The following is a 25,230-nucleotide window of genomic DNA, read 5'->3' as shown; positions in this document are numbered from 1 at the left end:
CCGGCGGAACGCGGGCGTGAAAAATTCGGGCGCCGGCGCACCGTGAAAAGAGGGGGGTAACCAGATAAATCAGCGCGTTAAGCGGAAAGCGTCAGGCGGAAATCGCGCGGCGTGGAGCCGGTCATCGCTTTGAACTGACGGCTGAAGGCGCTGTGATCGGTGTAGCCGCACTGCAGCGCGATGTCGGTGATCGGCAGATCGCCGGCCAGCAGTTCCGTGGCCTTTTCCAGCCGCACTTTATGGATCATCTGGCGCGGGGTGAGGTGGAAGATACGTTTGCAGTAGCGTTCGATCTGCGCCACCGACAACCCGGTCAGTGCCGTCAGCTCCTCAAGCGCGATCGGCCGGGCATAGTGGCGGCGGATGTGCACGTCGATCGCCGCCAGCCGTTGGTAGGCCGGGTGATTGGCCCTGGCCTCCTGCAGATCGTGAGAAATACCCGCCATACCGATGATTTTTCCCTGCGCATCATACAGCGCCAGCTTTTGCGTCAGGCACCAGCCGGTTTCTCGGCCATTGTACAGGTGCATTTCCAGCTGATCCTGGATCAGCACGCCGTGGCGCAATACCCGCAGATCCTGTTCGGTATAGCCGGATCCGAGCTGAGCGGGAAAAACGTCGGCGGAGGTCTTGCCCAGCAGCGGCGTGACGGTTTTGAAACCGCAGCGCCTGGCCAGCGTGAGGTTGGCCAGCAGGTAGCGGGCCTGGGCGTCTTTGATAAAGAACACCACGTTGGGGATCGCGTTCAGCAACGGCGCGATCAGCGCCAGCGTATTCAGCAGATCGCGCAGGTTGTTCGGGCGCTGCTGCGCCAGCCCGTCGCACAGGCGTGACAGATGTTCGACGGCAAAAACGTCCTCCTGCTCCGGCAGCCCCACGAGTGAAGGCGGCGAGAGAGAAACCGGAGGCTGATAGTCTGAAGTGGATCTCATAGCAGTCCCTTTTCGGTCGTTAGCCGGGAAAACAGGCGGGTCAGGTTGATGTCTTCGCATCAATATTAACTTTTCTGTAACGAATCAAGCGCTATTTCCGGCCACCTGCCAAATATGCGGATTGCCGCATACTTTTGCCGGACGGCGCGTGGCGGTTGCTTGAAAACTGCGGCGTTTCTCGTCATGCGGAGATTTAGCATGAAAGTAACGCCATGATAAATAAGTTATTGTTATGGCATTCGTTAATATCATGCCCGCAACGCGTCAGGCCTGACTTTTGTCACTATGCTGATTTCTTCATTCGCCGCGCCGAAACGCATCAAGCCGTTAAGCCCACATTCGTTCAGGCTAACGCTATTGGTAACATCTCATTAACTCAGGAGACGCCGATGGCACTTTCTGCGCATATCACCGCTTTGCGGGCGATCGATTCTCATACCGGCGGAGAGCCGACCCGCCTGATCGTGGAAGGTTTTCCCGATCTCGGCGCGGGCAGCATGGCGGAACGGCGGGCGCGCTTCGCGCAACATTATGATGATTGGCGCTGCGCGGTGATGCTCGAACCGCGCGGCAATGACGTGCTGGTGGGGGCGTTGCTGTGCCGACCCTGCTCGCCACAGGCCACCGCCGGGGTGATCTTCTTTAACAACAGCGGCTATCTGGGCATGTGCGGGCACGGCACTATCGGGCTGATCGCTTCGCTGGCGCACCTGGGGCGCATCCACGCCGGGCGCCATCTGATAGAAACCCCGGTCGGCCCGGTAAACGCCACGCTGCACGAGGACGGCAGCGTCACGGTAGAGAACGTGGCGGCTTATCGTTACCGCCGCCAGGTGCGGCTTGAGGTGGCGGGTTACGGGCCGGTGACCGGTGACATCGCCTGGGGCGGCAACTGGTTCTTCCTGATCGGCGAGTCGCCGTTGTCCATCGATAAACAAAATCTGGAGGCGTTGACCGCGTTCACCTGGGCGGTGCGGCAGACGTTGGAACAGGCGGGCATTCACGGTGAAGACGGCGGAGCGATAGACCATATCGAACTGTTCGGTGACGATCCGCAGGCCGACAGCCGCAGCTTCGTGCTGTGCCCCGGTAAAGCCTATGATCGTTCCCCGTGCGGCACCGGCACCAGCGCCAAACTGGCGTGTCTGGCGGCGGACGGCAAACTGCCGCCGGACACGCAGTGGCGGCAGGCCAGCGTGATCGGCAGCGAATTCCAGGCCTATTATCGTTGGAACGGCGATCGCATCGCCCCCTTTATTCGCGGGCAGGCCTACGTGTGCGCCGATAGCCAGCTGCTGCTCGACGAACGCGATCCCTTCGTCTGGGGAATACGCTGATGGGCGCCGAGCGGGGAGCCGATGTCATCGTGGTCGGCGCCGGCATCATCGGCGCCGCCTGCGCCTGGCGGTTGGCGCGGGAAGGCTATCGCGTCTCGGTGGTGGACGATCGCCGCGCCGGCGCCACCGCCGCCGGCATGGGGCATCTGGTGTGCATGGACGATAATCCGGCCGAGCTGGCGTTGAGCGCTTATTCACTGCGGTTATGGCGTGAAGTGACGGGACGCATGCCGCAAGCGTGTGCCTGGCGCGGCTGCGGAACGCTATGGCTGGCGGATAAAGCGGATGAAATGGCCATCGCCGAGCAAAAGCGGGTGCGGCTGGCGGAGCAGGGCGTGGCCGCGGAATTGCTGACGGCGGAACAGATCGCCGCCATGGAGCCGATGCTGCGGCACGGCCTGGCCGGCGGACTGCGGGTGCCGGGCGACGGCATTCTGTATGCGCCGCTCGCGGCTCGCTGGCTGTTGGCCGACGGTGGTGCGGCAATCGACGTGGTGCACGGCGAAGCGGCAGCGCTGGAAGAGGGAGCCGTGCGGCTGGCGGACGGCAGACGCCTGGCCGCGCCGGTGGTGCTCCTGGCGTGCGGCCTTGGGGCCAATGGCCTATTGTCGCAGACTTTGCTGCACGCCAAAAAGGGCCATCTGGCGATCACCGATCGCTACCCGCCGCGGGTGCGGCATCAACTGGTGGAGTTGGGGTATGGGGCCAGCGCGCATGCCAGCGACGGCACGTCGGTGGCATTCAATGTGCAGGCACGGCCCACCGGGCAATGGCTGATCGGTTCTTCTCGCCAGTTCGGCGCCGTCGATTCGGTGTTGGACATGCCGCTGTTGGCGGCGATGCTTGCGCGTGCGCAGCATTTCTTGCCCGCACTGGCGCAGATGAACATCATTCGCTGCTGGACCGGGCTGCGCGCCGCCTCCGCCGACGGGCTGCCGCTGTTGGGCGCGCATCCACGGCATTCCTGGCTGTGGCTGGCACTGGGGCACGAGGGATTGGGCGTCACGACCGCCCTCGGCAGCGCTGCGCTGATCGCTGCGCAGATCGGCCGGCAAACGCCGGAGATTGACGATTCCCCGTATTTGGCGGCGCGGGCGTTTGCCGCCGAGGAGCTGCCTGTATGAATGAAAGACAAAACACGATCACGTTGAGCATCGATGGCGAGCACCGGCGGGTGCCGGTTGGTCTCAGCGTTGCTGCGGCGCTCAGCCTGTGCGGCGACGAGCGTTGTCGGTTGTCTGTTTCACATCAACCGCGCGCTCCCTTTTGCGGCATGGGCGTTTGTCAGGAGTGCCGGGTGAACATTAACGGTCTGCGTCGCCTGGCGTGCCAAACGCTGTGCCAAGCCGGCATGCGCATTGAGAGGAGCGATGATGAGTAACTTAGACTGTGAGGTGCTGATCGTCGGTGCCGGGCCGGCCGGCATGGCGGCGGCGCTGGCCGCGGCGGAAAGCGGTGGCCAGGTGCGAATGATTGATGATAATCCGCATCCCGGCGGGCAAATTTGGCGCGATGGGCCACAGGTGGTTTTGCCTGAAACGGCGAACCGCTATCGGCAGGCGGTGGCGACGAAGGAAAATATTGCGCTGCAGCCCGGTTGCAAGCTGGTGGCGCAGTGTGGCGCTAACCGATTGGCATATGAAGACGCCGAAGGCTGCGGCGTGATTCGCTATCAAAAGCTGATTCTATGCAATGGCGCGCGTGAACTTCTGCTGCCGTTCCCCGGCTGGACGCTGCCGGGGGTGACCGGCGCTGGTGGTCTACAGGCGCAAATCAAGCAGGGGCTGGCTATCCGCGGCGAACGAGTGGCGATAGCCGGCAGCGGGCCGCTGCTGTTGGCGGTGGCGAACAGCGTGAAACAGGCCGGAGGCGAGGTGGTGCTGGTGGCTGAGCAGGCGCCGCTTTGGCGGTTGGCGGCGTTCGCCGGCGGCCTGTGGCGTTGGTCAGGCAAGCTGCGTCAGGCGCTTTCTCTGATGCCGCATCGTTACCGTGCCGGTAGCCGGGTGCAGGCGGCGTTGGGGCAAGAGCGTTTAACCGCGGTGCGCGTCAATAACGGCGGGCGGGAAAGAACGATCGCCTGCGACAGGTTGGCCTGCGGTTTTGGTCTGGTGGCGAACATTGAGTTGGCGATGCTGCTGGGGTGTCGGATAGAACACGACGCCGTAGCGGTGGATCATTGGCAGCAAACCAGCCAGGTGCAAATTTTTGCTGCCGGGGAATGTACCGGCATCGGCGGCAGTGAATTGGCGCTCACCGAGGGCGCCATTGCCGGTTATGCTGCCACCGGGCAACGGGAAAAGGCGGATCGCCTGGCGGCGCAGCGGCGGCGATGGCAGCGTTTCGCCACGGCGGCGGCCAGTGCCTTCGCTCTCGATGAGCGCTTGGATTCGCTGGCCAAACCACAAACGCTGCTGTGCCGCTGTGAAGACGTCATGCTGGAACAGGTGCGTCATCAGCCGGATTGGCACACGGCCAAGCTGGGCAGCCGCTGTGGCATGGGGGCATGTCAGGGTAAAGTCTGTGCGACGGCGGCGAGGCAGCTTTTTGGCTGGCCTTTGCCGCCGCCGCGTGTGCCTTTAACGCCGGTCAGAGCGGAAACGTTGGTTGCGCTGGGGCTGCTTGGCGATGACGACGACGGCTGAATGGGTTAGCGGGCATTCCGCACCCTGCAAACGCCGCTATATCACCATTGCGGCCAATAGTAGGTTTTCTCTCGCCAGCCTTTGCCGTACATGCAGGCTTCGATGGTGGCGTCTCGTGCGGACTGATTGCGATCGGTTTGCACTGTTTTAATCGACGGTTCCTTGTCATAGCGGTATCCCGATGGACAGTCTTTCTTATTTTTCTCGCAAGGAATGTATTTGTTTTCGTAGCTGAACTCCACGTCCCGCACCATGTCCGGCGGAAAACGTTCGTAGCCGCGACTGCGGCATTCGGCATATTCGGCATTTCGGGTACTCTCAACCGCGCCGGGCCTTTCCCATTGGGTGCAGGCGGTCAACATCAATAACGGTAAGGCAATCAAACAACGGCAATTCTTCATGGTGTCCCTAACTCTTTCTCTATCCTGAGGCTCGCTGACTAGGAATGTTCCTAACCGGTGAGGTAGGGCAGTGTAATAAACTGGCGCAATAATTGGAAATGATAATGGTTATTGTTTAGGTATGATTGAGGAAGTGCCGCGTTGAGAGAGGATGTGGCGCATTGAGTGAAGTCTGTAGGAAGCGGCGACCTCATGGCGAGGGCAGGTCGATGTGGCGCTGGTTTTATTCATTCTCTTTTTGCCGCAAGGATCCGAGCATCATTGCATCGTTATGAGTAGAGAAATAATATGCAGGCTAAGTATATTCTTAGCTGGTTTGAATATTATCTTTATTTAGGATATTTACCCATGCCAAGAATTTAATTCTCGGTATTAATACCCTATTTTTTTATTTCTGTTTTTTTAATGGGGTTTTATTTTCGGATTTTATCCGGAAGAGAATTTTTAGTTACAGGGAATTCATTTGCATTTTAATTTTGGATTTTTTAAATTCAGTTCAGAGGAAGGATAACCGTTCGCGACAGCTACAAAAAAGGAGTTTATTTTGTCAGGGATAAAGAAAACGCCTGAAAGTCATGACGGTTTACCTGCACCATCAGAGGATTATGATACTTTTAAGCACCTCTCCGATGTTGGCTCCGTGTTGGGATATGGGCGAACTCGCTTTTATCAGTGGTGCCGTAGCCGCGGATTTCTAACTCCGATGAACGTTCCGTCTCATGAAATGATCGCCCTGGGATATATGGTGGCGGTGTTATCAGAGACCGGCCATACCCGGGTTTACGTCACGCAGGATGGTTTCAGTTACGTCAGTGGCGCTTTTGCTGCAGATATCCAACGTGGCATGATCAAGTTTTAAATCTGCAAGAATCGCCTTTATTTCAATGGCTTTAATGCAGAATCTTCTTATCCCTGCAGGTTCGTGGGAGGAGTGGGAAGTTATCCGATTTTTTCGTCTCTGCGGTATGAATGCTACTGGAGACAGCTATTCTCTTGTTACGATAAGCATTATTTTCTTCAGGAGCCAAGGATGAAGCATTACGCCGCGTTGTTATTTGCCTCTGCACTGTTGACGGGATGTGCGACCCAAGCCGTGCCGCCGCAACAGGCTGAGTTGCCCCCCCCAAGCCGTCTGATGCTCTATCAGAATATCCCGGATACGCCTTACGCCACGGTGGTGGTGGTGCGCGACAGCGGAATGCTGGCGGGCAGCTGCCGCACCGGCGTCTATGTGAATGGGGAGTTTGCCGCTTCGCTGGAGGCGAAAGAAAAAGCAGAGTTTCGCGTGCCGCCAGGCAATGTTTCGGTCAGTATCGGGCAAGATATGATCGAGAATCACCTGTGTATTTGGCGTGAGACCGGCGGCAGTATACCGATGACGCTGCGCGCCGGTGAAAGCCGCTATCTGCGTATCGCCGGTGATCGGCAGCGTGGCTTTGTTTTACAGGCGGGGCGACCGTAATCTGCCCTGGCAAGGGCGTTAACGCCCTTGCCACCATCCCCACAGCGTAATGAGTAGCCACGCTGCTGCAATCCAGCACAGTACCGCCGCCCCCAGAGCCAACGACAGCCGCAGACTGTTGATCAGGAAATACAGCGAGATCAAATACACCAGGTAAGGCAGCACCGCCCACATGCCAAAAATCAGCGTGGTTTTCAGCGCCGCAATGGAACGCTCGTTGCCGACAATGTAATGCGCAATCAGGGCGAAAGTGGGAAAGAGCGGGACTAAACCGGCGATATAATAGTTGCGCGTTTTGGCCAACAGGCCGATCAGAACCACGACCAGCGCGCCGATCAGCGCTTTGACAAGGATGGCCATAACGGTCTCGGGTGTGGGGGAAAGTCAACACACTGCCCGAAAGCACGTGCAAGATCAATGGGGTGTGGCGTAGCGCGGTGAAAAGCAGACCCACAAGAAGTGCGGGTCTGGGACGCAACGCTTACTGACGGTAAGCGTGCTTGATTTGCTGAATGCTGTTCTTGAAGATTTCCGCCTGGGTAGGATCTTCAATCTGGGCGATGAAACGTTCCATGTTGATGATGACTTTCCCGGCGTCGGCCTGGCCGATCGACTTCAAGATCAGCGTCAGCGTAGCTTTGAGGCAGGCAACCTCGGTCGCCAAGATTTCCGGGTTTGCAGACGTAGTGAAATCAACGTTGCTCATTTTCTCTCCTGATTTTTTGAGGCCGTAGCCTGATACAAGCTGCTTTGGCGCACCGCGCGCGGGCTAAACGTTGCCCCGCGCGCAGCGGCGAATTTAACTGGGCGCGGAGTATAGCATAGCATGCGTCCGTCATCTGCACCGGGCTTGCTCCGGTCATGCGGGTGGGCAACGTTCGCTCATTGCCATGCTGAATCATCCGCTGTCGGCCAGTTATTTCGAGGTGGTTAACAAGTATTTGTCCGGCACGTTATTGTTGAACAATGGGGGGGATTATAATTATTTGGGCGGGGAACACCGATTTTACCGGCGTTTGCCGGGAATAATAGTTTCGAACGCGGCTTGCCAAACCCACGTTGGCGGCGGATTTTGTTACGCCTTTAAATATCAAATGATTACAAACAGCCAACGGCCGTGTTAATATTATGCATGTCGCGATTGCTTACACAGATTTCTCACGCGCAACATGATTGTCGCGCTATCCTGTGTTTGGTGCAGCGCCGCGCAATTATTTTCGTCGTCCGATCTTTTCCAACGTGACGATTTATCGGCGGCATAGACGGCTAAAATTGAAAAATCAGCTCTGCTCCGCAAAGTTATTCGAAAGTATGTATTAATCTGTGTTCATTCTTGTCTGAAAAACAAGTAATATCTCTGGCGAAAACAGAGGCCGATTGCGTTACTCCCTTTTTTTGGAGATTTTTCCTTGATTAGCGTTCTTCTTGTTGATGACCACGAACTGGTGCGCGCAGGGATACGACGCATTCTTGAAGATATCAAAGGTATAAAAGTTGTCGGTGAGGCTCAGTGCGGTGAAGACGCCGTAAAATGGTGCCGTGGCAACGCTGTCGATATCGTGCTGATGGACATGAATATGCCGGGCATTGGCGGGCTGGAAGCCACGCGCAAGATTGTGCGTTATGCACCCGACGTCAAAGTCATCATGTTGACCATCCATACTGAAAATCCTTTGCCCGCGAAGGTGATGCAGGCGGGTGCCGCCGGTTACCTGAGCAAGGGCGCCGCGCCGCAGGAAGTGATTAACGCCTTGCGTTCCGTGCATGCGGGGCAGCGCTATATCGCGTCTGATATCGCCCAGCAGATGGCCCTGAGTCAGCTGGAGCCGCAGGCTGAAACGCCGTTCAGCTGCCTGTCTGAACGCGAGTTACAGATCATGTTGATGATCACCAAAGGCAAAAAGGTGAATGAGATCTCGGAGCAACTGAGTCTCAGCCCGAAAACGGTGAACAGCTACCGTTACCGCATGTTCAGCAAACTGAATATCAGCGGCGACGTCGAATTGACTCACCTGGCCATCCGACATGGATTGTTCAATGCGGAGACGTTGTTAAGCAGTGAATGACCGTTTTGATGCCAAAGCCTTCCTGAGTACCGTCACCAGCCAGCCCGGCGTCTACCGTATGTACGACGCCACGGGTACGGTGATCTACGTCGGTAAAGCCAAAGACCTGAAAAAGCGTCTCGCCAGCTATTTTAGGCAGCAGGTCAGCAGCCGTAAAACCGAGACGCTGGTTAAAAATATCGCGCAAATAGACGTAACGGTTACCCATACCGAAACAGAAGCGCTGCTGTTGGAACATAACTACATTAAATTGTACCAACCGCGATATAATGTTCTTTTGCGAGACGATAAATCTTACCCACTGATTTTTCTCAGTGCGGATACCCATCCCCGTTTGGCGGTGCACCGCGGCGCCAAACACGCCAAGGGCGAATATTTCGGGCCTTTTCCCAACTCTTACGCCGTACGCGAAACGCTGGCGCTGCTGCAGAAGCTGTTCCCGATCCGCCAGTGCGAAAACAGCGTATATCGCAACCGGTCGCGCCCGTGCCTGCAGTATCAGATCGGCCGCTGTCTGGGGCCTTGTGTTGCCGGCCTGGTGAGCGAAGAAGAATACCGGCAGCAGGTGGACTATGTACGGCTGTTTCTTTCGGGCAAAGATCAGCAGGTATTGCACCAGCTGATTGCGCGTATGGAAGAAGCCAGCAAACTGCTTAATTTCGAAGAGGCGGCGCGCATTCGCGATCAAATTCAGGCCGTGCGCCGCGTCACCGAGCGGCAGTTCGTGTCGGGCGACAGCGACGATCTGGACGTGATCGGCGTGGCGTTCGATGCCGGTATGGCGTGCCTGCACGTGCTGTTCATCCGTCAGGGCAAGGTGCTGGGCAGCCGCAGTTATTTCCCTAAAGTGCCGGGCGGCACGGATATGGGCGAAGTGGTGCAGACCTTTGTCGGTCAGTTCTATCTGCAGGGCAGCCAAGCGCGCACGCTGCCCGGTGAGATCCTGCTGGATTTCAGCCTGCCGGAAAAAGACCTGCTCGCGGAGTCGCTCTCCGAGTTGGCGGGGCGCAAGATCCAAATTCAAAGCAAACCGCGCGGCGACCGCGCCCGTTATCTGAAGCTGGCGCGTACCAACGCGGCAACGGCGTTGACCACCAAGCTTTCGCAACAGTCGACTATTCATCAGCGGCTGGCGGAATTGGCCAAGGTGCTGAACCTGACTGAAATCAACCGCATGGAGTGCTTCGATATCAGCCACACTATGGGCGAACAGACCGTGGCTTCGTGCGTGGTGTTCGACGGTAACGGCCCGGTGCGAGCGGAGTATCGGCGCTACAATATCAGCGGCATCACCCCCGGCGATGACTACGCGGCGATGACGCAGGTGCTGAAGCGCCGTTACGGCAAGGCGCTGGAAGAGAAAAAGATCCCGGATGTCATCTTTATCGACGGCGGTAAAGGGCAGCTCGGCATGGCGATCGAGGTCTTCAAATCGCTGAACGTCACCTGGGACAAGAATAAGCCGCTGCTGATTGGCATCGCCAAAGGCGCCGATCGCAAGGCCGGATTGGAAACGTTGTTCTTCGTGCCGGAAGGCGAGGGGATTTCGCTGCCGCCGGATTCGCCGGCGCTGCATGTGATCCAACACATCCGCGACGATTCGCACAATCATGCGATTACCGGCCACCGGCAGAGAAGGGCGAAAGTCAGAAATACCAGCGCATTGGAGCTGATTGAAGGCGTAGGGCCGAAACGGCGCCAGGTGCTGTTGAAGTATATGGGCGGACTGCAACCTTTGTTGAACGCCAGCGTGGAGGAAATTGCAAAAGTGCCGGGTATTTCACAAGCATTGGCAGAAAAGATCTACAATGCATTGAAACACTGAGGGCAATGTAGCAACATACTCTTAATTTCCACTCTAGCCAGATAGTTACCGTAGCATTATGCAATTGAATATACCGACTTGGCTTACCCTGTTTCGCGTAGTTCTGATCCCATTCTTTGTGCTGGCGTTTTATCTGCCGTTCAACTGGGCTCCGATGGTTTGCGCCGTTATCTTTGTGTTCGCCGCCGTCACCGACTGGTTTGACGGCTTTCTGGCACGCCGCTGGAAACAAACGACGCGCTTCGGGGCGTTTTTGGATCCGGTCGCGGACAAAGTGATGGTGGCGGTGGCGCTGGTGCTGGTGGCGGAGCACTACCACAGCTGGTGGATCACGCTGCCGGCGGCCACCATGATCGCCCGTGAAATCATCATTTCGTCGCTGCGCGAGTGGATGGCGGAAATTGGCAAGCGCAGCAGCGTGGCGGTATCCTGGATCGGCAAAGTGAAAACCATGGCGCAGATGATGTCGCTGGTGGGTTTGCTGTGGCGGCCGGATCGCTCCGTAGAGTATGTGGCGATTGGCTTGCTGTATATCGCGGCGGTGCTGACTTTCTGGTCGATGTTCCAATATTTGAAAGCGGCGCGCAACGATCTGCTGGAACCGTGATCGATACGCTGCAAAAATCGGCAAACGATCGTGATGAGCCAACAATTTTATTGACTCATCACGTCAGGCAAGTAGAATGCATCGCATCAGACGACAACGATGAATTGCCGAAAGATAGCAAATAAATCAGTCAGTTCTGGTAATGCGGGAATAGCTCAGTTGGTAGAGCGCAACCTTGCCAAGGTTGAGGTCGCGAGTTCGAGCCTCGTTTCCCGCTCCAAACATTAGCCTGTTGAATCCCCGTGATTCGGTAGGTAAGCGAAAAGGGGCTTCGGCCCCTTTTTCGTTTTCTATTCCTTTACCGTCCGGTGAAACCCTTCTTCATCCTGCTAGCTCGATTATTGCCACTATATCTGCTGTCGTTTTCATACCCCAGGATGCATCCGTTGCATGGAGCAATCAGGCACATTTGATTGGGCGCCGTACGGTGTACAATCTGACGTCAGTCTCCAGCCTTGCAGTTGCGTTGGCCGTTCGGGGCAGCGGCACCGGAGATTCATGATAATGTTATGCCTGATATCCCATCACCATAAGCAAGTGAAAAGCCGCAGAGGGCGCGGGTAAGCGATTCCTGCTGAGAAAAAAGATCCGATTTGCCCGTGAATCCCTGCACCGATGCATATAAAATCAACATTCCGCTTGCCTTTCCGTTGGCATTGTGAACAGTGCGCCCACAAAATAAGCAGTTGAAAGCGTTAGAGAACTTTTTGCTATTTCGGGGGGTTGCCAAGGTGGGGGGTTTAGTCCATAATGCAGTCCATCGATTCGGCGGTAACGAAATAAATTACTTAAGAATCAGATGATTAAGATAAGCGATTTCAACGTCGCCGATCAAAAGAACAAAACGAAGTGGGTGAATCACCGGCTTTGGCCTGAAAAGGCAAACAGAATAAAGGCGCGTTAACAAAGCGGTTATGTAGCGGATTGCAAATCCGTCCAGTCCGGTTCGACTCCGGAACGCGCCTCCAACTTTCCCGAGCCCGGGTGGTGAAATCGGTAGACACAAGGGATTTAAAATCCCTCGGCTTATGGCTGTGCGGGTTCAAGTCCCGCCCCGGGTACCAGGGAACAAAAATACCGAATAATCAAAGCAATAAGCAGTAATGTCGTAGACCGCCGAGAGGCGGTTTTTTTGTGCCTGAAATTCGCGTTACACCTGCATTCTTCCTTTTTTTGTCATACCCCATGCCCATGGATTGTCATCCTGCTTGCAGGGAGCCCCGCAGGGCTCCGCAGTACCAATCATAAGAAACCGAACGCCGCAGCGAGGATCCAGCCGAAGACGCAGGAGACGCTAACGCCGATCAGGCCGGGCAGAATAAAGCTGTGGTTGATCACGAAGCGGCCGATGCGGGTGGTGCCGGAGCGGTCGAACTGGATCGCTGCCAGATCGCTGGGATAGGTTGGCAGAATGTAATAGCCGTAGCAGGCCGGCGCCGAAGCGACGATATAGGCCGGGTTGACGCCGATCGCCAGCGCCACCGGCACCAGTGCCGCCAGCGCGGCGGCCTGCGAGTTGACGAATTTCGACACCAGCAGCAGGATCAGCGCATAGGCCCAGGGGTACTCTTTCACCAGCACGCCCAGCGTGGCTTCGATCTGCGCCAGGTGCGCGCCGAACATGGTTTCCGCCATCCAGGCGACGCCATACACCGCCACAATGGCGATCATGCCGGAGCGGAACACTTCGTTTTTAGAGATAGACGCCGGGTTGGTGCGGGTAATGATGACGATCAGCGCCCCGGCCATCAACATGCACATCTGGATCACCAGAACCATGGAGAGCGGCTTGCCGCCGAAGCTGGGCCGCAGCTCGGAAAATGCCCCCAGCACCGCCACCAGGGCGATGGTAGCGAGGAAAATCCACATGGCGATCCAGTTGCTGCGCGGCAGCACCCGGTCCAGCAAGGTGGCGGCATCGCCATAGACGTAGCGATGGTTCTCCGGCACCGAGATGAATTTCTGGAACTCCGGATCTTTGTCCAGGTCTTTGCCGCGGAACCAGCTGAAGATGCCGATCGCCAGAATGCCGCACAGGGTCGAAGGAATGGTGATCGACAGCAGATCGAGGAATTCCAGATGGCGGCCATTGAAGGTATAGCTGCTGAGCATCGCCACCAGTGAAACGACCGCTACCGAAACCGGGCTGGCGATAATGCCCATCTGCGCGCCGATCGAACTGGCCGCCATCGGCCGTTCCGGGCGGATGTTATTTTTGATCGCCACGTCATAAATGATCGGCAAGATGGTGTACACCACGTGCCCGGTGCCGCACAGAATAGTGAGAATGCAGGTCACGAACGGTGCGATGATCGAGACGTAACGTGGGTTGCGCCGCAGCATCCGTTCGGCGATTTGCAGCATCACGTCCAGCCCGCCAGAGGCCTGCAGGGTGGCGGAGGCCGCCACCACCGCGATGATCACCAGCATCACGTCTACCGGCGGTTTGCCGGGCTGCAGGTGAAAGCCGAACACCAGGATCATCAACCCGATACCGCCCAGTAACCCCAGCGCAATGCCGCCCTTGCGCGCCCCATACAGCAGGCATGCCAATATAACCGCTAATTGCAGAAAGAAATCCATGATAGATACGCCTTAATAATGTTGAACTTAACTGCGTTCAGTTTCCGGCGGCGGTTACAACAGAAAGTTGTTTTAAATCTAAAGGCGCTAAAAAATTGTGGTTATTAACGCTAAAGAGTGATGGTGCTCACACTCAGTGAATCAAGGGGGAAGAAGCCACCAGCACGAAAAAGCAAGCCAACAGGTCAGACCTCTACTATATGAAAGGTTTACTGATCCGAGGAGAAAACCATGGACCCGACAAAAATGACCGGGCTGGCGCTGTTACAGGCTGCAATGGCCGGCAAGATCCCAGCGGCCTCGATCGCTGAAACCGTGCCCATGAAGCCGGTTGCGGTGGAAGAAGGGTATATCCGCATCGTGGCGCGGGCAGACGGGCGCCATCTGAATCCGCTGGGTGGCGTACATGGCGGCTTTGCCGCCACGGTATTGGACTCGGTGACCGGTTGCGCGGTGCACAGTACGCTGGGCGCAGGCGTAGGCTACGGCACCGTCGATCTGCAGGTAAAAATGCTGCGCCCTGTGCCGAAGGAGAGTGACCTGATCGCCGAGGGGCGTCTGGTCTATGCGGCGAAGAACGTTGCTTTCGCTGAAGGCACGCTCAAAACGGCGGAAGGGAAGCTGCTGGCTTCGGCAACCGCCACTTGTTTTATCATTCGCCCTACCGAACAAGCACCGCAATAACTCGCTCGTGATAGGGCTTCGGGCTATCAACCCGGGGCCCGATGCATTTCTCTTCGGCTGCATAGATTGCTGCGCTACGATGACAGGCGCGATACGCCATTGTGGTCTAGTATTCTTGGGGAAAAATTTATCGGAGTGATTATGCAGCCGTATAAAGAGGTTGAGTTTGATCATGAGCTTTGTCTGGCGATCGGCAAAGCCGTATTAGACGTGGTGGCGCAGGGGGAGGAAACCAGCGCTCCGGCGGTGATGAACGCGATTGAGCGGTCGGTGGAACAGGGGTTGAATGACGACGAAACGGCCATCGCCGACGACGCCCTGGATTTGATGGCTCGTCTCATCCACGGCTTCAGCTTCATAAATCTAGCGGATGAAGAGGATACTTCCCATGCATTGGTTGAATTTCAAACGCTACAAGAGTGACGTTGCCAAACAGGCCGTGCCGCCGCATTTGAATGCGGCTGAATTTGCGCGGCATTACGCCGACAAGCCGCAAGCCGATACGGAAGAGTATCTTTCGCTGAGCGGGGAGATGTGCTGGGATGCGGTGGTGCTGTGCGCCCACCGTTCAGGCGCGCTCAGCAAGGCGAAATACAAGCAGCTGTGGCAGACGGTGTTCGATAAGCAATACAAACATTTCGTCAGCCCGGACGATACCGAGATCCGCACCATGGCCGATATGTTGCGCGCGCCGCAGGGATGTTTTATCGGCATATTTTCCCTGCGTGACGCGACGGCGCCCCGTTTGCTGCATGCCATGATCGGCACCGGTGCAGGCTTTGCCGCCGGCAATAAAAATCTTTGCATCGGCGTGGGGGGCGCGGTCGGTTGGGAAAATCTCAATCTGGCGCGCGATCTGCGCTGGCAGCCGGCAGGCGGTTTTTTACGCCAGGGCGACAACGAAGTGCTGCGCATTTTTTATCGGCCTTTCCCCGCCTGAGCCGGTTCGCCTGCTTTTAGAGTAAAAACCGCCGTCTGGCGGTTTTTTGTTGGCGCGTGTCGCCCTTATTTGAACCCGCCGTTGCGAATGAATTCGAGACCGGCGGCGGTGATCCGCGTTTGATGCGGGTCGATATCATAGTTGTTCTCGTCGATGTCGCTCATCACATAGGCCTGTATCAGGCCCTTGGTTTTGAGATAGGCGAAGGGATCGGCGAAGGCGTGCGGGCTGGTGGCGTCTTGTTTCCACAGTTCATAGGTTTTTTCATCCAGCGTGCCGGGGTGATTGGCGGCCAGCCGGGTCAGGATCTGATTGTAGAACGCATAATCGGTCATGATGCGATCCTCTTTATCGCGAGCGGCAGTCTCGGAAAATGGCGGTAAGGTCTTTAATCATAGCCGATGTTTTCCACCGTCGGCATGGGGTTAGCCGCGTTGGCTTTCAATCCAGTGGAACAGACGTGAAATGCTCAAGGTGATATCACCGATGTTGAAGAGTGCGCCAAGCCACAGGGCGAGCATAACCAGGATGCCGATGATGATGGAAAGGTCCATCGTGCTCATGATTATGTTCTTCATTAATAAAGGCGTGCGGCAAAGCGTGCCACCAATCCCGCTTGCCATAAAATGCGCTGCGCATTATTCCTTTTGAAATCAAAGTAAAAAAGCCACCCAAACGGGTGGCTTTTGTGTTTTCGCGCCGATCAATCCAGCTTGGGATGCTGGTCGATCAGGATCTGCTTTTTCTTTTCCAATTCGGCGATCTGCGCGTTGATGTCCTCGACTTTCTGTTCGATGTTGTCGTAGGTCTCCTGCAGCAGCTCTTTCGCTTCTGAGCGATCCGAAGCGGCCGGCGTCGCGCCGCGCAGCGGCTTGTTGGCGGTTTCTTTCATGTACAGACCGGTGATAAGACCGATCACCGCCACAACCATCAGGTAGTAGGCCGGCATGTACAGGTTGCCGGTCGCTTCGACCAGCCAAGCGGCGGCGGTCGGCGTCGCACCGGCGATCAGCACCGAAATGTTGAACGAAATTGCCAGCGCGCTGTAACGGATGTGCGTCGGGAACATCGCCGGCAGAATCGAGGCCATCACCCCGGTGAAGGAGTTGAGCAGCACCGCCAGCACCAGCAGACCGACGAAGATCAGGCCAATCACGTTGCTGTTGATCAGAATGAAGCACGGGATCGCCAGCGCCAACAGGCCGATGCTGCCGCCGATAATGAACGGCTTACGGCCAATGCGGTCGCTGGTCAGGCCGATCACCGGCTGTACGAACAGCATGCCGATCATGATGGCGATGATGATCAGAACGCCGTGATCTTCCGAGTAGTGCAGGTTATGCGACAGGTAGCTCGGCATGTAGGTCAGCAGCATGTAATAGGTCACGTTGGTGGAGATGACGATACCGACGCACACCAGCAAACTTTTCCAGTGTTTGGCCGCGATCTCTTTGAACGAGGTTTTTGGCGGATTTTCGATGGCGTTGCGGTCCTCTTTCTCCATCTTGTCCACGTGCTGCTGGAACGCCGGGGTTTCTTCCAACGCATGGCGCAGATAGAGACCGATCAGGCCCAGCGGTGCGGCGATGAAGAACGGGATACGCCAGCCCCAGTCGAGGAAGTTGGCTTCGCCGACGATGCTGGAGATCAGCACCACCACGCCTGCACCCATCACAAAGCCGGCGATGGAACCGAAGTCTAACCAGCTACCCATAAAACCGCGTTTGCGATCCGGCGAGTATTCGGCGACGAAGATCGCCGCACCGGAATATTCACCGCCGACGGAGAAGCCCTGCGCCAGTTTGGCCAGCAGCAGCAGGATCGGTGCCCAGATACCGATCGACGCATAGGACGGGATCAGGCCGATACAGAAGGTGCTGACCGCCATAATGATAATGGTGATCGAGAGCACTTTCTGGCGACCGAACTTGTCGCCCATGGCGCCGAAGAACAGGCCGCCGAGCGGACGCACCAGGAAGGGCACGGAGAAGGTCGCCAGCGCGGCGATCATTTGCACGCCGGGAGAGGCGCCTGGGAAGAAGACCTGGCCGAGCGCATAGGCGACAAAGCCGTATACGCCGAAGTCGAACCACTCCATCGCGTTGCCCAGAGCCGCCGCGGTGATCGCCTTCTTGAGTTTGCTGTCATCGATGATGGTGATGTCGTTAATGTGCATCGGTTTATGTCGTTTTTTTCTTAACTTCATATAATCATCCCTTAATGAATTATTCGTTGTTCGTGAAAGCGTAATCTCCGTTCACTGTTGTTTTCGAGTTATCAAATCGGCTAATCGAATCGCGGTTCAAGACGATTCATTATCCACATTTAAGTTGGGATGTGGATCACAAAATATCGTCGTTTATGCCAAGATTATGTCATTTAGGTGACTAATTATTTTGCATCTATAGCTTAACGTTATATCTTGCGCCGATCAAATCCAGCAGTTTAACTTAAGTGTTTGCACCGATCTGGTGCGAGAATGGTCTAATAATTGTGCGATTTGACGGTTTTTCGTCTGATTAGGAATGTTTGAAGTATAGAGAGTACGGGAGATAAAACAGGAAAAATTGATGTGTTCACCGCTAAAAAATCACCTGGCCGGAGTATGGCCAGGCAGTTTGGTTTAGGGTACCGACGAACCGCCGAATTCCAGATAGATTTTCGCCAGGTTCTGGTACTGCGCGAAGCGGTTCTCGTCCACCGCCAGTTCCGCCTGCCGGCGCTGCTCCTGAGCATTTAGCCAGTCGGTAATGGTGACGGCGCCCTGCCGGTAACGCACCTCGTTCAGCCGCTCCGATTTGCGCGCCAATGCCAGCGAGGCCTGCAGCTGCGTCTCTTGTGCCCGCAGCTGTGCGCGCAGCGACAGCGCGTTATTCACATCGCCCATCGCCTTGTACAGCGCCTGCCTGAATTCCAGCACCTGCTGTTCGTAGTCGTTACGGGCGATCTTGATATCCACCCCCATTTGCCGCCACTGCAGGAACGGCAGCGTCAGGCCGGCGCCGAGGCTGCCCGTCGGGTTGCGCAGGAACTCCAGCAGCGCGCTGCTGCTGGCGCCCAGCGAGCCGGTCAGGCTGAACGCGGGATAGTACTGCAGACGTTTCTCGTCGACGTTGGCCAGGGCGGCGCGCAACCGCAGCTCTTTGGCGCTGAGATCCGGGCGCCGGCTCAAGACGCTGGCGGGAATGCCGGTGTTGATCTGCGGCATCGCCGTCGTCGGCAGACGCGCGGGCGCGATAGTGGCCTGGCCTGAAGGCGCGCCCAGCAGCACCGCCTGTTCATTCAGAGCCTGTTGACGATCGTGTTGCAACGCCAGCAGCCGGCTTTCCTGCGTCAGCACGTTTTGTTCCGCGTTCACCATGTCCAGCGCCGAGATGCTGCCGGCCCGGTAGCGGGCGTTGGCCAGCCGCAGCGTCTGTTTGGCGTAGGCGATGCTCGCCTGGCTGACGCCGATCTGCTGATTGAGGAAGCCGATGCGCCAGTAATTCGTGGCGGCGTTGGCCAGCAGCGTCAGGCGCGCCGTCTGCAGATCCTGCGCGGAAGCCTGGCTGGCCCACTCGGCGGCGTCGCGCTGGCGCGCCAGCTTGCCCCAAAGGTCGACTTCATAGCTGGTGGTGAGCGACGCGTTGCTGGTTTTATTCCACGCGGAGGACTCCGACAGCGGGCGATTGATGCCGCTGTTCAACGAGGCGTTGACGTCGGGGGCGGTGCTGATGCCGACGCGTTCCGCCTCGAGCCGCGCACGGTAGACGCGCAGCACGGCGACGGCCAGATCGTTGTTGCTGGCCATCACCTGTTGCAGCCAGCGATCGAGCTCGGGATCGTGGAAATCGCGCCAGTCGAACGGCGTCGGCGCGGCGTTGTCGGCGGCGTGCTGCCAGCTCGTCGGATAGTTGACCTGCGGCGCGCGGTAGTCGCTTTTCAGGGCATTGCCGCAGCCGGCGGTGAGCAGGGCGGCGAGGCTTAACGCCAGGGGAGATAAAATTTTCATGGGTTACTCGCTGGCCAATGAAACGACCGGATCCATCCTTGCCGCTTTGCGGGCGGGGAGATAACCGAAGATCATGCCGATTAAGGTTGAACAGAAAAACGCCGTCGCGGCGGCTTGCCAGGAATAGATGGCGGTGAACATGCCGCCCGCCAGCGAGGTGAACAGCGAACCGGCGGCGAACGACAGTGCGATGCCTAATGCGCCGCCGATCAAACAGACCAGCACCGCCTCGATCATGAACTGTTGCATGATGTCGCCGCGCCTTGCGCCGACCGCCATGCGCACGCCGATCTCATGGGTGCGCTCGGTCACCGAGACCAGCATGATGTTCATCACGCCCAGGCTGCCGATCACCAGCGAGATCGAGGCCACCATCAGGATCAGCAAACTGAGCGTCATCGAGGTGCGCTCGATCGATTTACGGAACTGATCGCGGTTGAACGTCATGAAATCTTTTACGCCATGCCGCTGAGTCAGCAACTGCGTGATGGCGCTGACGGCGGCTTCGCTGGCGACGTCATCCTTCAAGCGCACGGTGATGCCGCTGAGCGTGGTTTTGCCGACCATACGGTACATCACCGTGCTGTAGGGCATCCAGACGCTGATGCGGTTGGGCGCGTAGCTGTGTTCGCTTTTGGCGACGCCGACCACCCGCGCCGGCACCGAGCCGAGAAACACGATCTGGCCGAGCGGCTCGACGCCGAAATCGCCGAACAGCGCCTGGCGCGCATTGTCGTCGATGATCACTTCCTGCAGCGCATTGCGATCGTCGCGGAAGGTGGCGCCTTGCACCAGCGTGATGCCGTTGACGCGGAAATAGTCGCGGCCGACGCCGGTGATTGACGCGGTGGCGGATTTGCTGCGAAAACGGATGCTGTCGGACGCGCTGACTTCCGGGCTGACGCTGTCGACGAAGCTTTGCTGCGCCAGCGCGTCGGCATCGGCCGGCACCAGGGTGCGGATGCTGTCGATGGCGTCGTCGAAGAAGTCACGCCCCGGATAGATGCTCACCACGTTGGTGCCGAGCCCCTTGATATTCTCCAGCGTGCGCTGTTTGGCGCCTTCGCCCAGCGCGACTACCGTAACCACGGCGGCGATGCCGAAGATAATGCCGGTCATGGTCAACGCGGTGCGCAGGCGGTGGGCGTTCATCGCCTTCAGCGCCATGTGCAGCGACTCGCGGGTGCGGTCGATAAGACTTTGCCAGCCGCTTTGCCGGCTGCGGTTCGGCGGCGGTAGCGCGACGGCGGGTGCCGATTGGCGTCCGCTGTCAGCGATGATTTTGCCGTCTTGCAGTTCGATGACGCGCTGCGCATGTTGCGCCACTTTCATATCGTGGGTGACGATCACCACGGTGTGGCCGCGTTGGTTCAGCTCGCTGAGGATCGCCAGCACTTCCTGGCCGGATTGGGTGTCCAGCGCGCCGGTCGGTTCGTCCGCCAGGATAATTTCGCCGCCGTTGATCAGCGAGCGCGCGATGCTGACGCGCTGCTGCTGGCCGCCGGAAAGCTGGCCGGGCTTGTGGTCTTCGCGCCCCTCCAGGCCCAACCGCGCCAGCAGTTGCGCCGCTCGCTGCCGCCGCTGATCGCGCCGGGCGTTGGCGTAGATGGCCGGGATTTCAACGTTGCTCAGCGCGTTGAGATCGGGCATCAGGTGGTAACGCTGGAAGATAAAGCCGATATGCTCGCGGCGCAGGCGGGCCAGTTCGTCCGGCGACAGGTGGGCGGCGTTCTGGCCGCTGATGTAGTAGTCGCCGCGATCCGGCACATCGAGGCAGCCCATGATGTTCATCAGCGTCGATTTGCCGGAACCGGAGGCGCCGATGATCGCCACCAGTTCGCCGGCGGCGATGGTCAAATCGATGTCTTTCAACACCGTCAGCGCCTGGCCGCCGTTGGTGTACGTTCGGCTGATGCCTTTTAGCTCGATGATCGCGTTCACAGGAAGATGCCATCCTCAGCCGGCTTGGCGGCGGGCTGCGACAGCACCACGGTTTCACCGGCTTTCAGGCCGCTGAGGATCTGAATGTCGACGTTGTTGGTGATGCCGGTGGTCACTTTGCGCGTTTCCAGCCGCTGGTCTTGGGTCAGCACCTGCACCTGCTGCTCTTTGCCATCGATTTTATGCACTGCCTGGATCGGCACCAGCAGGGTGTTCTTCGCTTCGCCGAGCAGCAAGGACACCTGCGCGGTCATGGCGATGCGCAGGCGGTTTTCCGGATTGGGCACGTCCAGCAGCGCGTTGTAATAGACCGACGCGTTCGAGGTGCCGGAACCGGAGGCGGAGCTGGTGCCGGCGAGCGAGTCGTCTTTCATTACCGATTCCGGTGCCAGTTCGATGGTGCGCAGCGTGGCGTCGTAGCGTTTATCCGGATCGGAAAAAATAGTGAAGTACGCCTTTTGCCCCGGTGAAATGCGGGTGATGTCGGCTTCGGAGATCTGCGCCTTGATGGTCATCATATCCAGCCGCGCCAGCTTGACGATGGTCGGCGCGCTTTGGCTGGAGTTGACCGTTTGCCCCTGCTGCGTAACCACGGCGATGACGATGCCGTCCATCGGCGCGACCACGCGGGTATAGCCCAGATCGATTTTTTTCTTGTCGACTTCAATCTGCGCCTGCACCAGGCGGGCATTGAGCGAAAGCTGCTCGGCGCGGGTGGTGGCGAGCGTGGCTTCGGCGGTTTCGAAGTCCTCCCGCGAGCTGGCTTCGTCGTTCAGCATGCGGCGCTGGCGTTTGAAACGCGATTCGGCCTGTTTCAGCTGCGCCTGTTTGGCCTGCAGTTCGGCCTTGATGACGTTCAGCGCCGCCTCGGCGTTGCGCAGATCGTTGCGCTGTTGCAGATCGTCGATGTCGGCGATCGGTTGCCCTTTGGTGACGCGATCGCCCAGTTTGACCTTCAGCGATTTCACTTCACCGGAGACCCGCGCACCGACGTTAACGCGTTCGACGGCATCCAGTCGCCCGGTGGCCAGCACGGCGTTCTCGATATCGCCCAGGCGGGCCGTTGCGGTAACGTAATCCTGCTGCGGCGGGCGTTGCCAATAGAGGGCCAGCGCGATGGCGACGCAGATGAAAATGATGACGGCGATCAACGCCAGACGACGGGGGGTGAGTTTCAGTGAAGTCATGCCCAGGTTTTCCATAACGATAAAAGCGGCGGTTCCAGTCTGCCATCATGGCAGCGCCAGCTTGAACTGGCGCTAAACGTGAGGCGCTTTCCCGCTGGAAAGGAGATAGTAAAGGCTTTCCCACTAAAGATCACGGCGAGTTATTATCCTTCGGGGTGCAACCGGCTGTGTGGCGCGTTATACTGGGTAAAAAACCAGTATTCATTCATCAGCAGGACAACGCCGCCGCCATGATGCCAAACCGCCTCGAGCCGGAACTCGACATTTACCAATACCCGGAGCACCTGCGCGCCTGTCTGGCGCCGTTGCCCAAGGGGCCGGGCGTCTATCTGTTCCACGGCGAGAGCGAAAGCCTGCCGCTTTACATCGGTAAAAGCGTCAACGTACGCAGCCGGGTGATGGCGCATTTTCGCGCGCAGGACGAGGCGAAAATGCTGCGCCAAACCCGGCGCATCAGCTTTATCGAGACCGCCGGCGAGTTGGGCGCATTGCTGCTGGAGGCGCAGTTGATCAAGCAGCAACAACCGTTGTTCAACAAACGCCTGCGGCGCTCGAAACAGCTGTGTGCGCTGCGTCTGCAGGCGGACACGGTGACGATTGCCCACGCCAAAGAGATCGATTTCGCCGTCACGCCCCACCTCTACGGGCTGTTTGCCAATCGCCATGCCGCGCTGGAAAAACTGCGCGCCATCGCCGACGAGCATCGTTTATGTTATGGCAAGCTGGGGATCGACAAGCTGCCCGCGGGGCGAGCCTGCTTCCGCTACAGCCTGCGCAAGTGCGCCGGCGCCTGCTGCGGCGTGGAGTCGGCGCAGGAACATGCGCGGCGGCTCAGCGCGGCGCTTGAACAGCTGCGCATCGCCTGTTGGCCATTCGCCGGGCGCGTGGCGTTGGAAGAACAGGGCGAGACGTTGCGTCAGTACCATGTGATTCACAATTGGTTTTATCTGGGCTCGGTCAGCAGCCTGGCGCAGGCGCAGCGGCTGCAGAGTGCGGCCAGCCATTTTGACAGCGATGGCTACAAGATTTTGTGCAAGCCGCTCATGGCCGGCGATTATCGTATTATTGAGCTGCCGTAATGCCATAACGCTGTCGATAGCCTAAGACTTATCTGTAAATTCAGCGCATTAGGCTAAAAAAGCTTGAGTCCATAATGTTGTTATGGATAATGGCGCCCCGAAGCGAAGGAACGCGCTATTAACTCAGTTGGCAGAGTGATTGGTTTTATAATGGCTTGTTTTGGCTTGAAAATTGATAGACGCGGGTTCGAGTCCTGCATAGCGCGCCAGCTTTCTTCCCTTCATCTCACCGCGCTTACCGTAAAGCGCACCCGGGTTGATTTGCACTATCGGCTCCTCGTTGGGATTTTCGGGTGTGCTTTACCGTAACCGCTGGCTTTCCTTCCTCTTTCTCTTTCGATCCTTTGCTAAACTGTAATCAGGCAGGCTTGCTGCCCGGCAACAGGAGGTCGATATGTCTCACTCCGAGCAACTGCAGGAACTCTTGCAACGCGTCGCCGCCCTTGAGGCGAGAGAGAAAGCGCTGAGCGCCGCGTCCAACGCTTATCAGGCGATTATCACCACCATATTGGGCAATATGGAAAAGACCGAACGCGATCGGATCATCGCGATGATCGATCAGGCCCATGAAATCGCCTACGCCCGCGCCATTCAACGCAGCAACGAACCGCAAAAGCAGAAAATCAAACAGGCCGACGATGTGGCCCAGCGCATGTTCATGTTTGCGCAAGGCAAGGCCGCCCAACCGCGCTGAAGCCGAACTATAACAGTTGCAGCCATTAAGTTGGCTAACTGATCTACCTGGCGAAACTGTACTTGTGTTACTTTTAGCGGTGAGATTTGATGGCAATGCTGTTTCCAGCATAAGGTTGTAACGATGGACGCGATTAAAAGCATCTTGGTTAAAGAGATTGAACAGATCAATCGGCGCGAAGGGCGTGACGGCAAGCCGCGCTTCAACAGCGAATTCGCTCGCACTCACCGCTATCTGTGCCTTGCCATGTTCGCCGGTTATTTCGCGGTGATCGCCGTGATGTACCAGGTGCCGTACATGGGGATATATGCTTTCCTGGGCTTCACCGCTTTTGTGCTGTTCATGTTCGCCATGCTGCTGATCGAGATCCGGCCGGTATACCGCTTCGAGGACATCGGGGTGCTCGATCTGCGGGTTTGCTACAACGGCGAGTGGTACTTTACCCGCGCGCTGTCGCCCTATGCGGTGCAGCAACTGCTGGAGGAGCCGTCCATCGGCGCCGCGCTGAAACAGAAGATGCGCGTGATCATCGGCAACAAGGGCGAAATCGACTTCTACGACGTGTACGACATGGCGTACGGAAAAAAGCCGCAGGATGAGCAGCCGCAGCTGGCGGCGGCAAACTGAAAGGTTTCCGGCCGGCGGCTTGTCGATTATACTCAGCGTTTGAACGAGAAGCAGAATGAGGATCAAGCGATGAGTGATGATATTTTCGATTTTGATATCGATGCCGAACTGGCGAAAGCCGAAGAAAAAGCGGCGCAGAAGGTAAAAGAGGTCCCTGAGTTCCTCGAAGACGAAGCGGACTGCGAAGGTTGCAAGATCTGATCGCCTGCCCCATAAAAAAAACCGCCGCGGC

Annotated in this window: 27 protein-coding genes and 4 tRNA genes; 20 read left to right on the top strand and 11 right to left on the bottom strand. The window is 57.6% G+C overall.

The features are described 5' to 3' along the window. Window positions 1–77: 77 nt before the first annotated feature. Window positions 78–932, bottom strand: coding sequence for an AraC family transcriptional regulator (locus ACJ8HB_RS02005; protein ID WP_033637947.1), 855 nt, complete (start codon window positions 930–932; stop codon window positions 78–80). A gap of 389 nt (window positions 933–1,321) precedes the next feature. Here ACJ8HB_RS02005 and ACJ8HB_RS02000 point away from each other — a divergent pair, with 389 nt between their 5' ends. From ACJ8HB_RS02000 to ACJ8HB_RS01985, 4 genes are read left to right on the top strand one after another with little or no spacing between them, the layout of a single operon-like run. Beyond that, window positions 1,322–2,269 (top strand): 4-hydroxyproline epimerase, encoded by a 948-nt coding sequence (locus ACJ8HB_RS02000; protein WP_033654191.1) that lies wholly within the window; start codon window positions 1,322–1,324, stop codon window positions 2,267–2,269. After that, a complete protein-coding gene (locus tag ACJ8HB_RS01995; protein WP_047568123.1) occupies window positions 2,269–3,393 on the top strand; it encodes an NAD(P)/FAD-dependent oxidoreductase in 1,125 nt (374 codons plus the stop codon). Before ACJ8HB_RS02000 ends, ACJ8HB_RS01995 begins: the two co-directional genes overlap by 1 nt. Next, on the top strand, window positions 3,390–3,650 hold the full coding sequence (locus ACJ8HB_RS01990) for a (2Fe-2S)-binding protein (RefSeq protein WP_033654189.1): 261 nt from the start codon (window positions 3,390–3,392) through the stop codon (window positions 3,648–3,650). Before ACJ8HB_RS01995 ends, ACJ8HB_RS01990 begins: the two co-directional genes overlap by 4 nt. Then, entirely contained in the window at window positions 3,643–4,911 is a 1,269-nt protein-coding gene (locus ACJ8HB_RS01985; protein WP_033654188.1) for an NAD(P)/FAD-dependent oxidoreductase, read from the top strand. The genes ACJ8HB_RS01990 and ACJ8HB_RS01985 overlap by 8 nt, the downstream gene beginning before the upstream one ends. Before the next feature lie 41 nt (window positions 4,912–4,952). Here ACJ8HB_RS01985 and ACJ8HB_RS01980 read toward each other — a convergent pair whose 3' ends face one another. Further along, window positions 4,953–5,312, bottom strand: coding sequence for a hypothetical protein (locus ACJ8HB_RS01980; RefSeq protein ID WP_033646527.1), 360 nt, complete (start codon window positions 5,310–5,312; stop codon window positions 4,953–4,955). A 544-nt stretch (window positions 5,313–5,856) separates the two neighbouring features. Here ACJ8HB_RS01980 and ACJ8HB_RS01975 point away from each other — a divergent pair. Together ACJ8HB_RS01975 and ACJ8HB_RS01970 are read left to right on the top strand one after the other, a co-directional pair. Continuing rightward, window positions 5,857–6,171 (top strand): hypothetical protein, encoded by a 315-nt coding sequence (locus tag ACJ8HB_RS01975; protein ID WP_033637956.1) that lies wholly within the window; start codon window positions 5,857–5,859, stop codon window positions 6,169–6,171. Window positions 6,172–6,342: 171 nt separating this feature from the next. After that, window positions 6,343–6,774 (top strand): hypothetical protein, encoded by a 432-nt coding sequence (locus ACJ8HB_RS01970; protein WP_047568120.1) that lies wholly within the window; start codon window positions 6,343–6,345, stop codon window positions 6,772–6,774. 18 nt (window positions 6,775–6,792) lie between these two features. Here the strand turns inward: ACJ8HB_RS01970 and ACJ8HB_RS01965 are convergent, their stop codons facing one another. Continuing rightward, entirely contained in the window at window positions 6,793–7,134 is a 342-nt protein-coding gene (locus ACJ8HB_RS01965) for a GlpM family protein (protein ID WP_033637958.1), read from the bottom strand. A 121-nt stretch (window positions 7,135–7,255) separates the two neighbouring features. Continuing rightward, window positions 7,256–7,480, bottom strand: coding sequence for a DUF2594 family protein (locus tag ACJ8HB_RS01960; protein ID WP_004927950.1), 225 nt, complete (start codon window positions 7,478–7,480; stop codon window positions 7,256–7,258). 703 nt (window positions 7,481–8,183) lie between these two features. Here ACJ8HB_RS01960 and uvrY point away from each other — a divergent pair. From uvrY to ACJ8HB_RS01930, 6 genes are all read left to right on the top strand, one after another. Next, window positions 8,184–8,840, top strand: a complete 657-nt coding sequence (gene uvrY, locus ACJ8HB_RS01955; protein ID WP_004927947.1) for a UvrY/SirA/GacA family response regulator transcription factor — start codon at window positions 8,184–8,186, stop codon at window positions 8,838–8,840. Next, window positions 8,833–10,665: an excinuclease ABC subunit UvrC gene (gene uvrC / locus ACJ8HB_RS01950; RefSeq protein WP_047568116.1), complete on the top strand. Its 1,833-nt coding sequence runs from the start codon at window positions 8,833–8,835 to the stop codon at window positions 10,663–10,665. The genes uvrY and uvrC overlap by 8 nt, the downstream gene beginning before the upstream one ends. A 58-nt stretch (window positions 10,666–10,723) precedes the next feature. After that, window positions 10,724–11,272, top strand: a complete 549-nt coding sequence (gene pgsA, locus ACJ8HB_RS01945; RefSeq protein WP_033637960.1) for a CDP-diacylglycerol--glycerol-3-phosphate 3-phosphatidyltransferase — start codon at window positions 10,724–10,726, stop codon at window positions 11,270–11,272. A 144-nt stretch (window positions 11,273–11,416) separates the two neighbouring features. Further along, window positions 11,417–11,492 (top strand) — tRNA-Gly (locus ACJ8HB_RS01940). Between the two features lie 674 nt (window positions 11,493–12,166). Beyond that, window positions 12,167–12,240: transfer RNA gene (locus tag ACJ8HB_RS01935), tRNA-Cys, on the top strand. Between the two features lie 10 nt (window positions 12,241–12,250). Beyond that, window positions 12,251–12,336: transfer RNA gene (locus ACJ8HB_RS01930), tRNA-Leu, on the top strand. A 178-nt stretch (window positions 12,337–12,514) separates the two neighbouring features. Here the strand turns inward: ACJ8HB_RS01930 and ACJ8HB_RS01925 are convergent. Continuing rightward, window positions 12,515–13,855, bottom strand: a complete 1,341-nt coding sequence (locus tag ACJ8HB_RS01925; protein ID WP_033646470.1) for an anaerobic C4-dicarboxylate transporter — start codon at window positions 13,853–13,855, stop codon at window positions 12,515–12,517. A gap of 231 nt (window positions 13,856–14,086) precedes the next feature. Between ACJ8HB_RS01925 and ACJ8HB_RS01920 the strand changes: the two genes are divergently transcribed. From ACJ8HB_RS01920 to ACJ8HB_RS01910, 3 genes are all read left to right on the top strand, one after another. Further along, entirely contained in the window at window positions 14,087–14,539 is a 453-nt protein-coding gene (locus tag ACJ8HB_RS01920) for a PaaI family thioesterase (RefSeq protein ID WP_033654150.1), read from the top strand. Between the two features lie 141 nt (window positions 14,540–14,680). Continuing rightward, window positions 14,681–14,962, top strand: coding sequence for a hypothetical protein (locus ACJ8HB_RS01915; RefSeq protein ID WP_047571649.1), 282 nt, complete (start codon window positions 14,681–14,683; stop codon window positions 14,960–14,962). Continuing rightward, entirely contained in the window at window positions 14,928–15,479 is a 552-nt protein-coding gene (locus ACJ8HB_RS01910; RefSeq protein WP_047568113.1) for a hypothetical protein, read from the top strand. The genes ACJ8HB_RS01915 and ACJ8HB_RS01910 overlap by 35 nt, the downstream gene beginning before the upstream one ends. 65 nt (window positions 15,480–15,544) lie before the next feature. Here ACJ8HB_RS01910 and ACJ8HB_RS01905 read toward each other — a convergent pair whose 3' ends face one another. The 6 genes from ACJ8HB_RS01905 to ACJ8HB_RS01880 all read right to left on the bottom strand — a co-directional run bounded on the left by ACJ8HB_RS01905 (window position 15,545) and on the right by ACJ8HB_RS01880 (window position 22,589). After that, the gene (locus tag ACJ8HB_RS01905) at window positions 15,545–15,814 is read right to left on the bottom strand and encodes a hypothetical protein (protein WP_033646469.1); all 270 of its coding nucleotides are present in this window, start codon (window positions 15,812–15,814) and stop codon (window positions 15,545–15,547) included. A gap of 90 nt (window positions 15,815–15,904) precedes the next feature. After that, window positions 15,905–16,042, bottom strand: coding sequence for a hypothetical protein (locus tag ACJ8HB_RS01900; protein ID WP_162062229.1), 138 nt, complete (start codon window positions 16,040–16,042; stop codon window positions 15,905–15,907). Between the two features lie 140 nt (window positions 16,043–16,182). Continuing rightward, the gene (proP, locus tag ACJ8HB_RS01895) at window positions 16,183–17,685 is read right to left on the bottom strand and encodes a glycine betaine/L-proline transporter ProP (protein ID WP_047568110.1); all 1,503 of its coding nucleotides are present in this window, start codon (window positions 17,683–17,685) and stop codon (window positions 16,183–16,185) included. Between the two features lie 417 nt (window positions 17,686–18,102). Beyond that, window positions 18,103–19,470, bottom strand: a complete 1,368-nt coding sequence (locus ACJ8HB_RS01890) for a TolC family protein (RefSeq protein ID WP_047568109.1) — start codon at window positions 19,468–19,470, stop codon at window positions 18,103–18,105. 3 nt (window positions 19,471–19,473) lie between these two features. Further along, window positions 19,474–21,411 (bottom strand): MacB family efflux pump subunit, encoded by a 1,938-nt coding sequence (locus ACJ8HB_RS01885; protein WP_047568108.1) that lies wholly within the window; start codon window positions 21,409–21,411, stop codon window positions 19,474–19,476. Beyond that, window positions 21,408–22,589 carry an efflux RND transporter periplasmic adaptor subunit gene (locus tag ACJ8HB_RS01880; protein WP_047571648.1) on the bottom strand — a complete coding sequence of 394 codons (1,182 nt, stop codon included), beginning with the start codon at window positions 22,587–22,589 and terminating at the stop codon, window positions 21,408–21,410. The genes ACJ8HB_RS01885 and ACJ8HB_RS01880 overlap by 4 nt, the downstream gene beginning before the upstream one ends. 239 nt (window positions 22,590–22,828) lie before the next feature. Here ACJ8HB_RS01880 and cho point away from each other — a divergent pair, with 239 nt between their 5' ends. The 5 genes from cho to ACJ8HB_RS01855 all read left to right on the top strand — a co-directional run bounded on the left by cho (window position 22,829) and on the right by ACJ8HB_RS01855 (window position 25,199). After that, on the top strand, window positions 22,829–23,677 hold the full coding sequence (gene cho, locus ACJ8HB_RS01875) for an excinuclease Cho (RefSeq protein WP_033647447.1): 849 nt from the start codon (window positions 22,829–22,831) through the stop codon (window positions 23,675–23,677). A gap of 112 nt (window positions 23,678–23,789) precedes the next feature. Next, window positions 23,790–23,886: transfer RNA gene (locus ACJ8HB_RS01870), tRNA-OTHER, on the top strand. A 185-nt stretch (window positions 23,887–24,071) separates the two neighbouring features. Further along, window positions 24,072–24,371, top strand: coding sequence for a sigma-S stabilization anti-adapter protein IraP (locus ACJ8HB_RS01865; RefSeq protein ID WP_047568106.1), 300 nt, complete (start codon window positions 24,072–24,074; stop codon window positions 24,369–24,371). Window positions 24,372–24,494: 123 nt separating this feature from the next. Beyond that, entirely contained in the window at window positions 24,495–24,998 is a 504-nt protein-coding gene (locus ACJ8HB_RS01860) for a YlaC family protein (RefSeq protein WP_033638009.1), read from the top strand. 69 nt (window positions 24,999–25,067) lie between these two features. Further along, entirely contained in the window at window positions 25,068–25,199 is a 132-nt protein-coding gene (locus tag ACJ8HB_RS01855; protein ID WP_015377413.1) for a hypothetical protein, read from the top strand. The last annotated feature ends 31 nt before the right edge of the window (window positions 25,200–25,230 follow it).

Source organism: Serratia sp. CY27727 (genome assembly GCF_052169275.1).
In the GTDB taxonomy this organism is placed as follows: Bacteria; Pseudomonadota; Gammaproteobacteria; order Enterobacterales; family Enterobacteriaceae; genus Serratia; species Serratia sarumanii.
The sequence above is the reverse complement of the archived record's forward strand: the minus strand, read 5'-3'. Positions and strand labels throughout refer to the sequence as shown.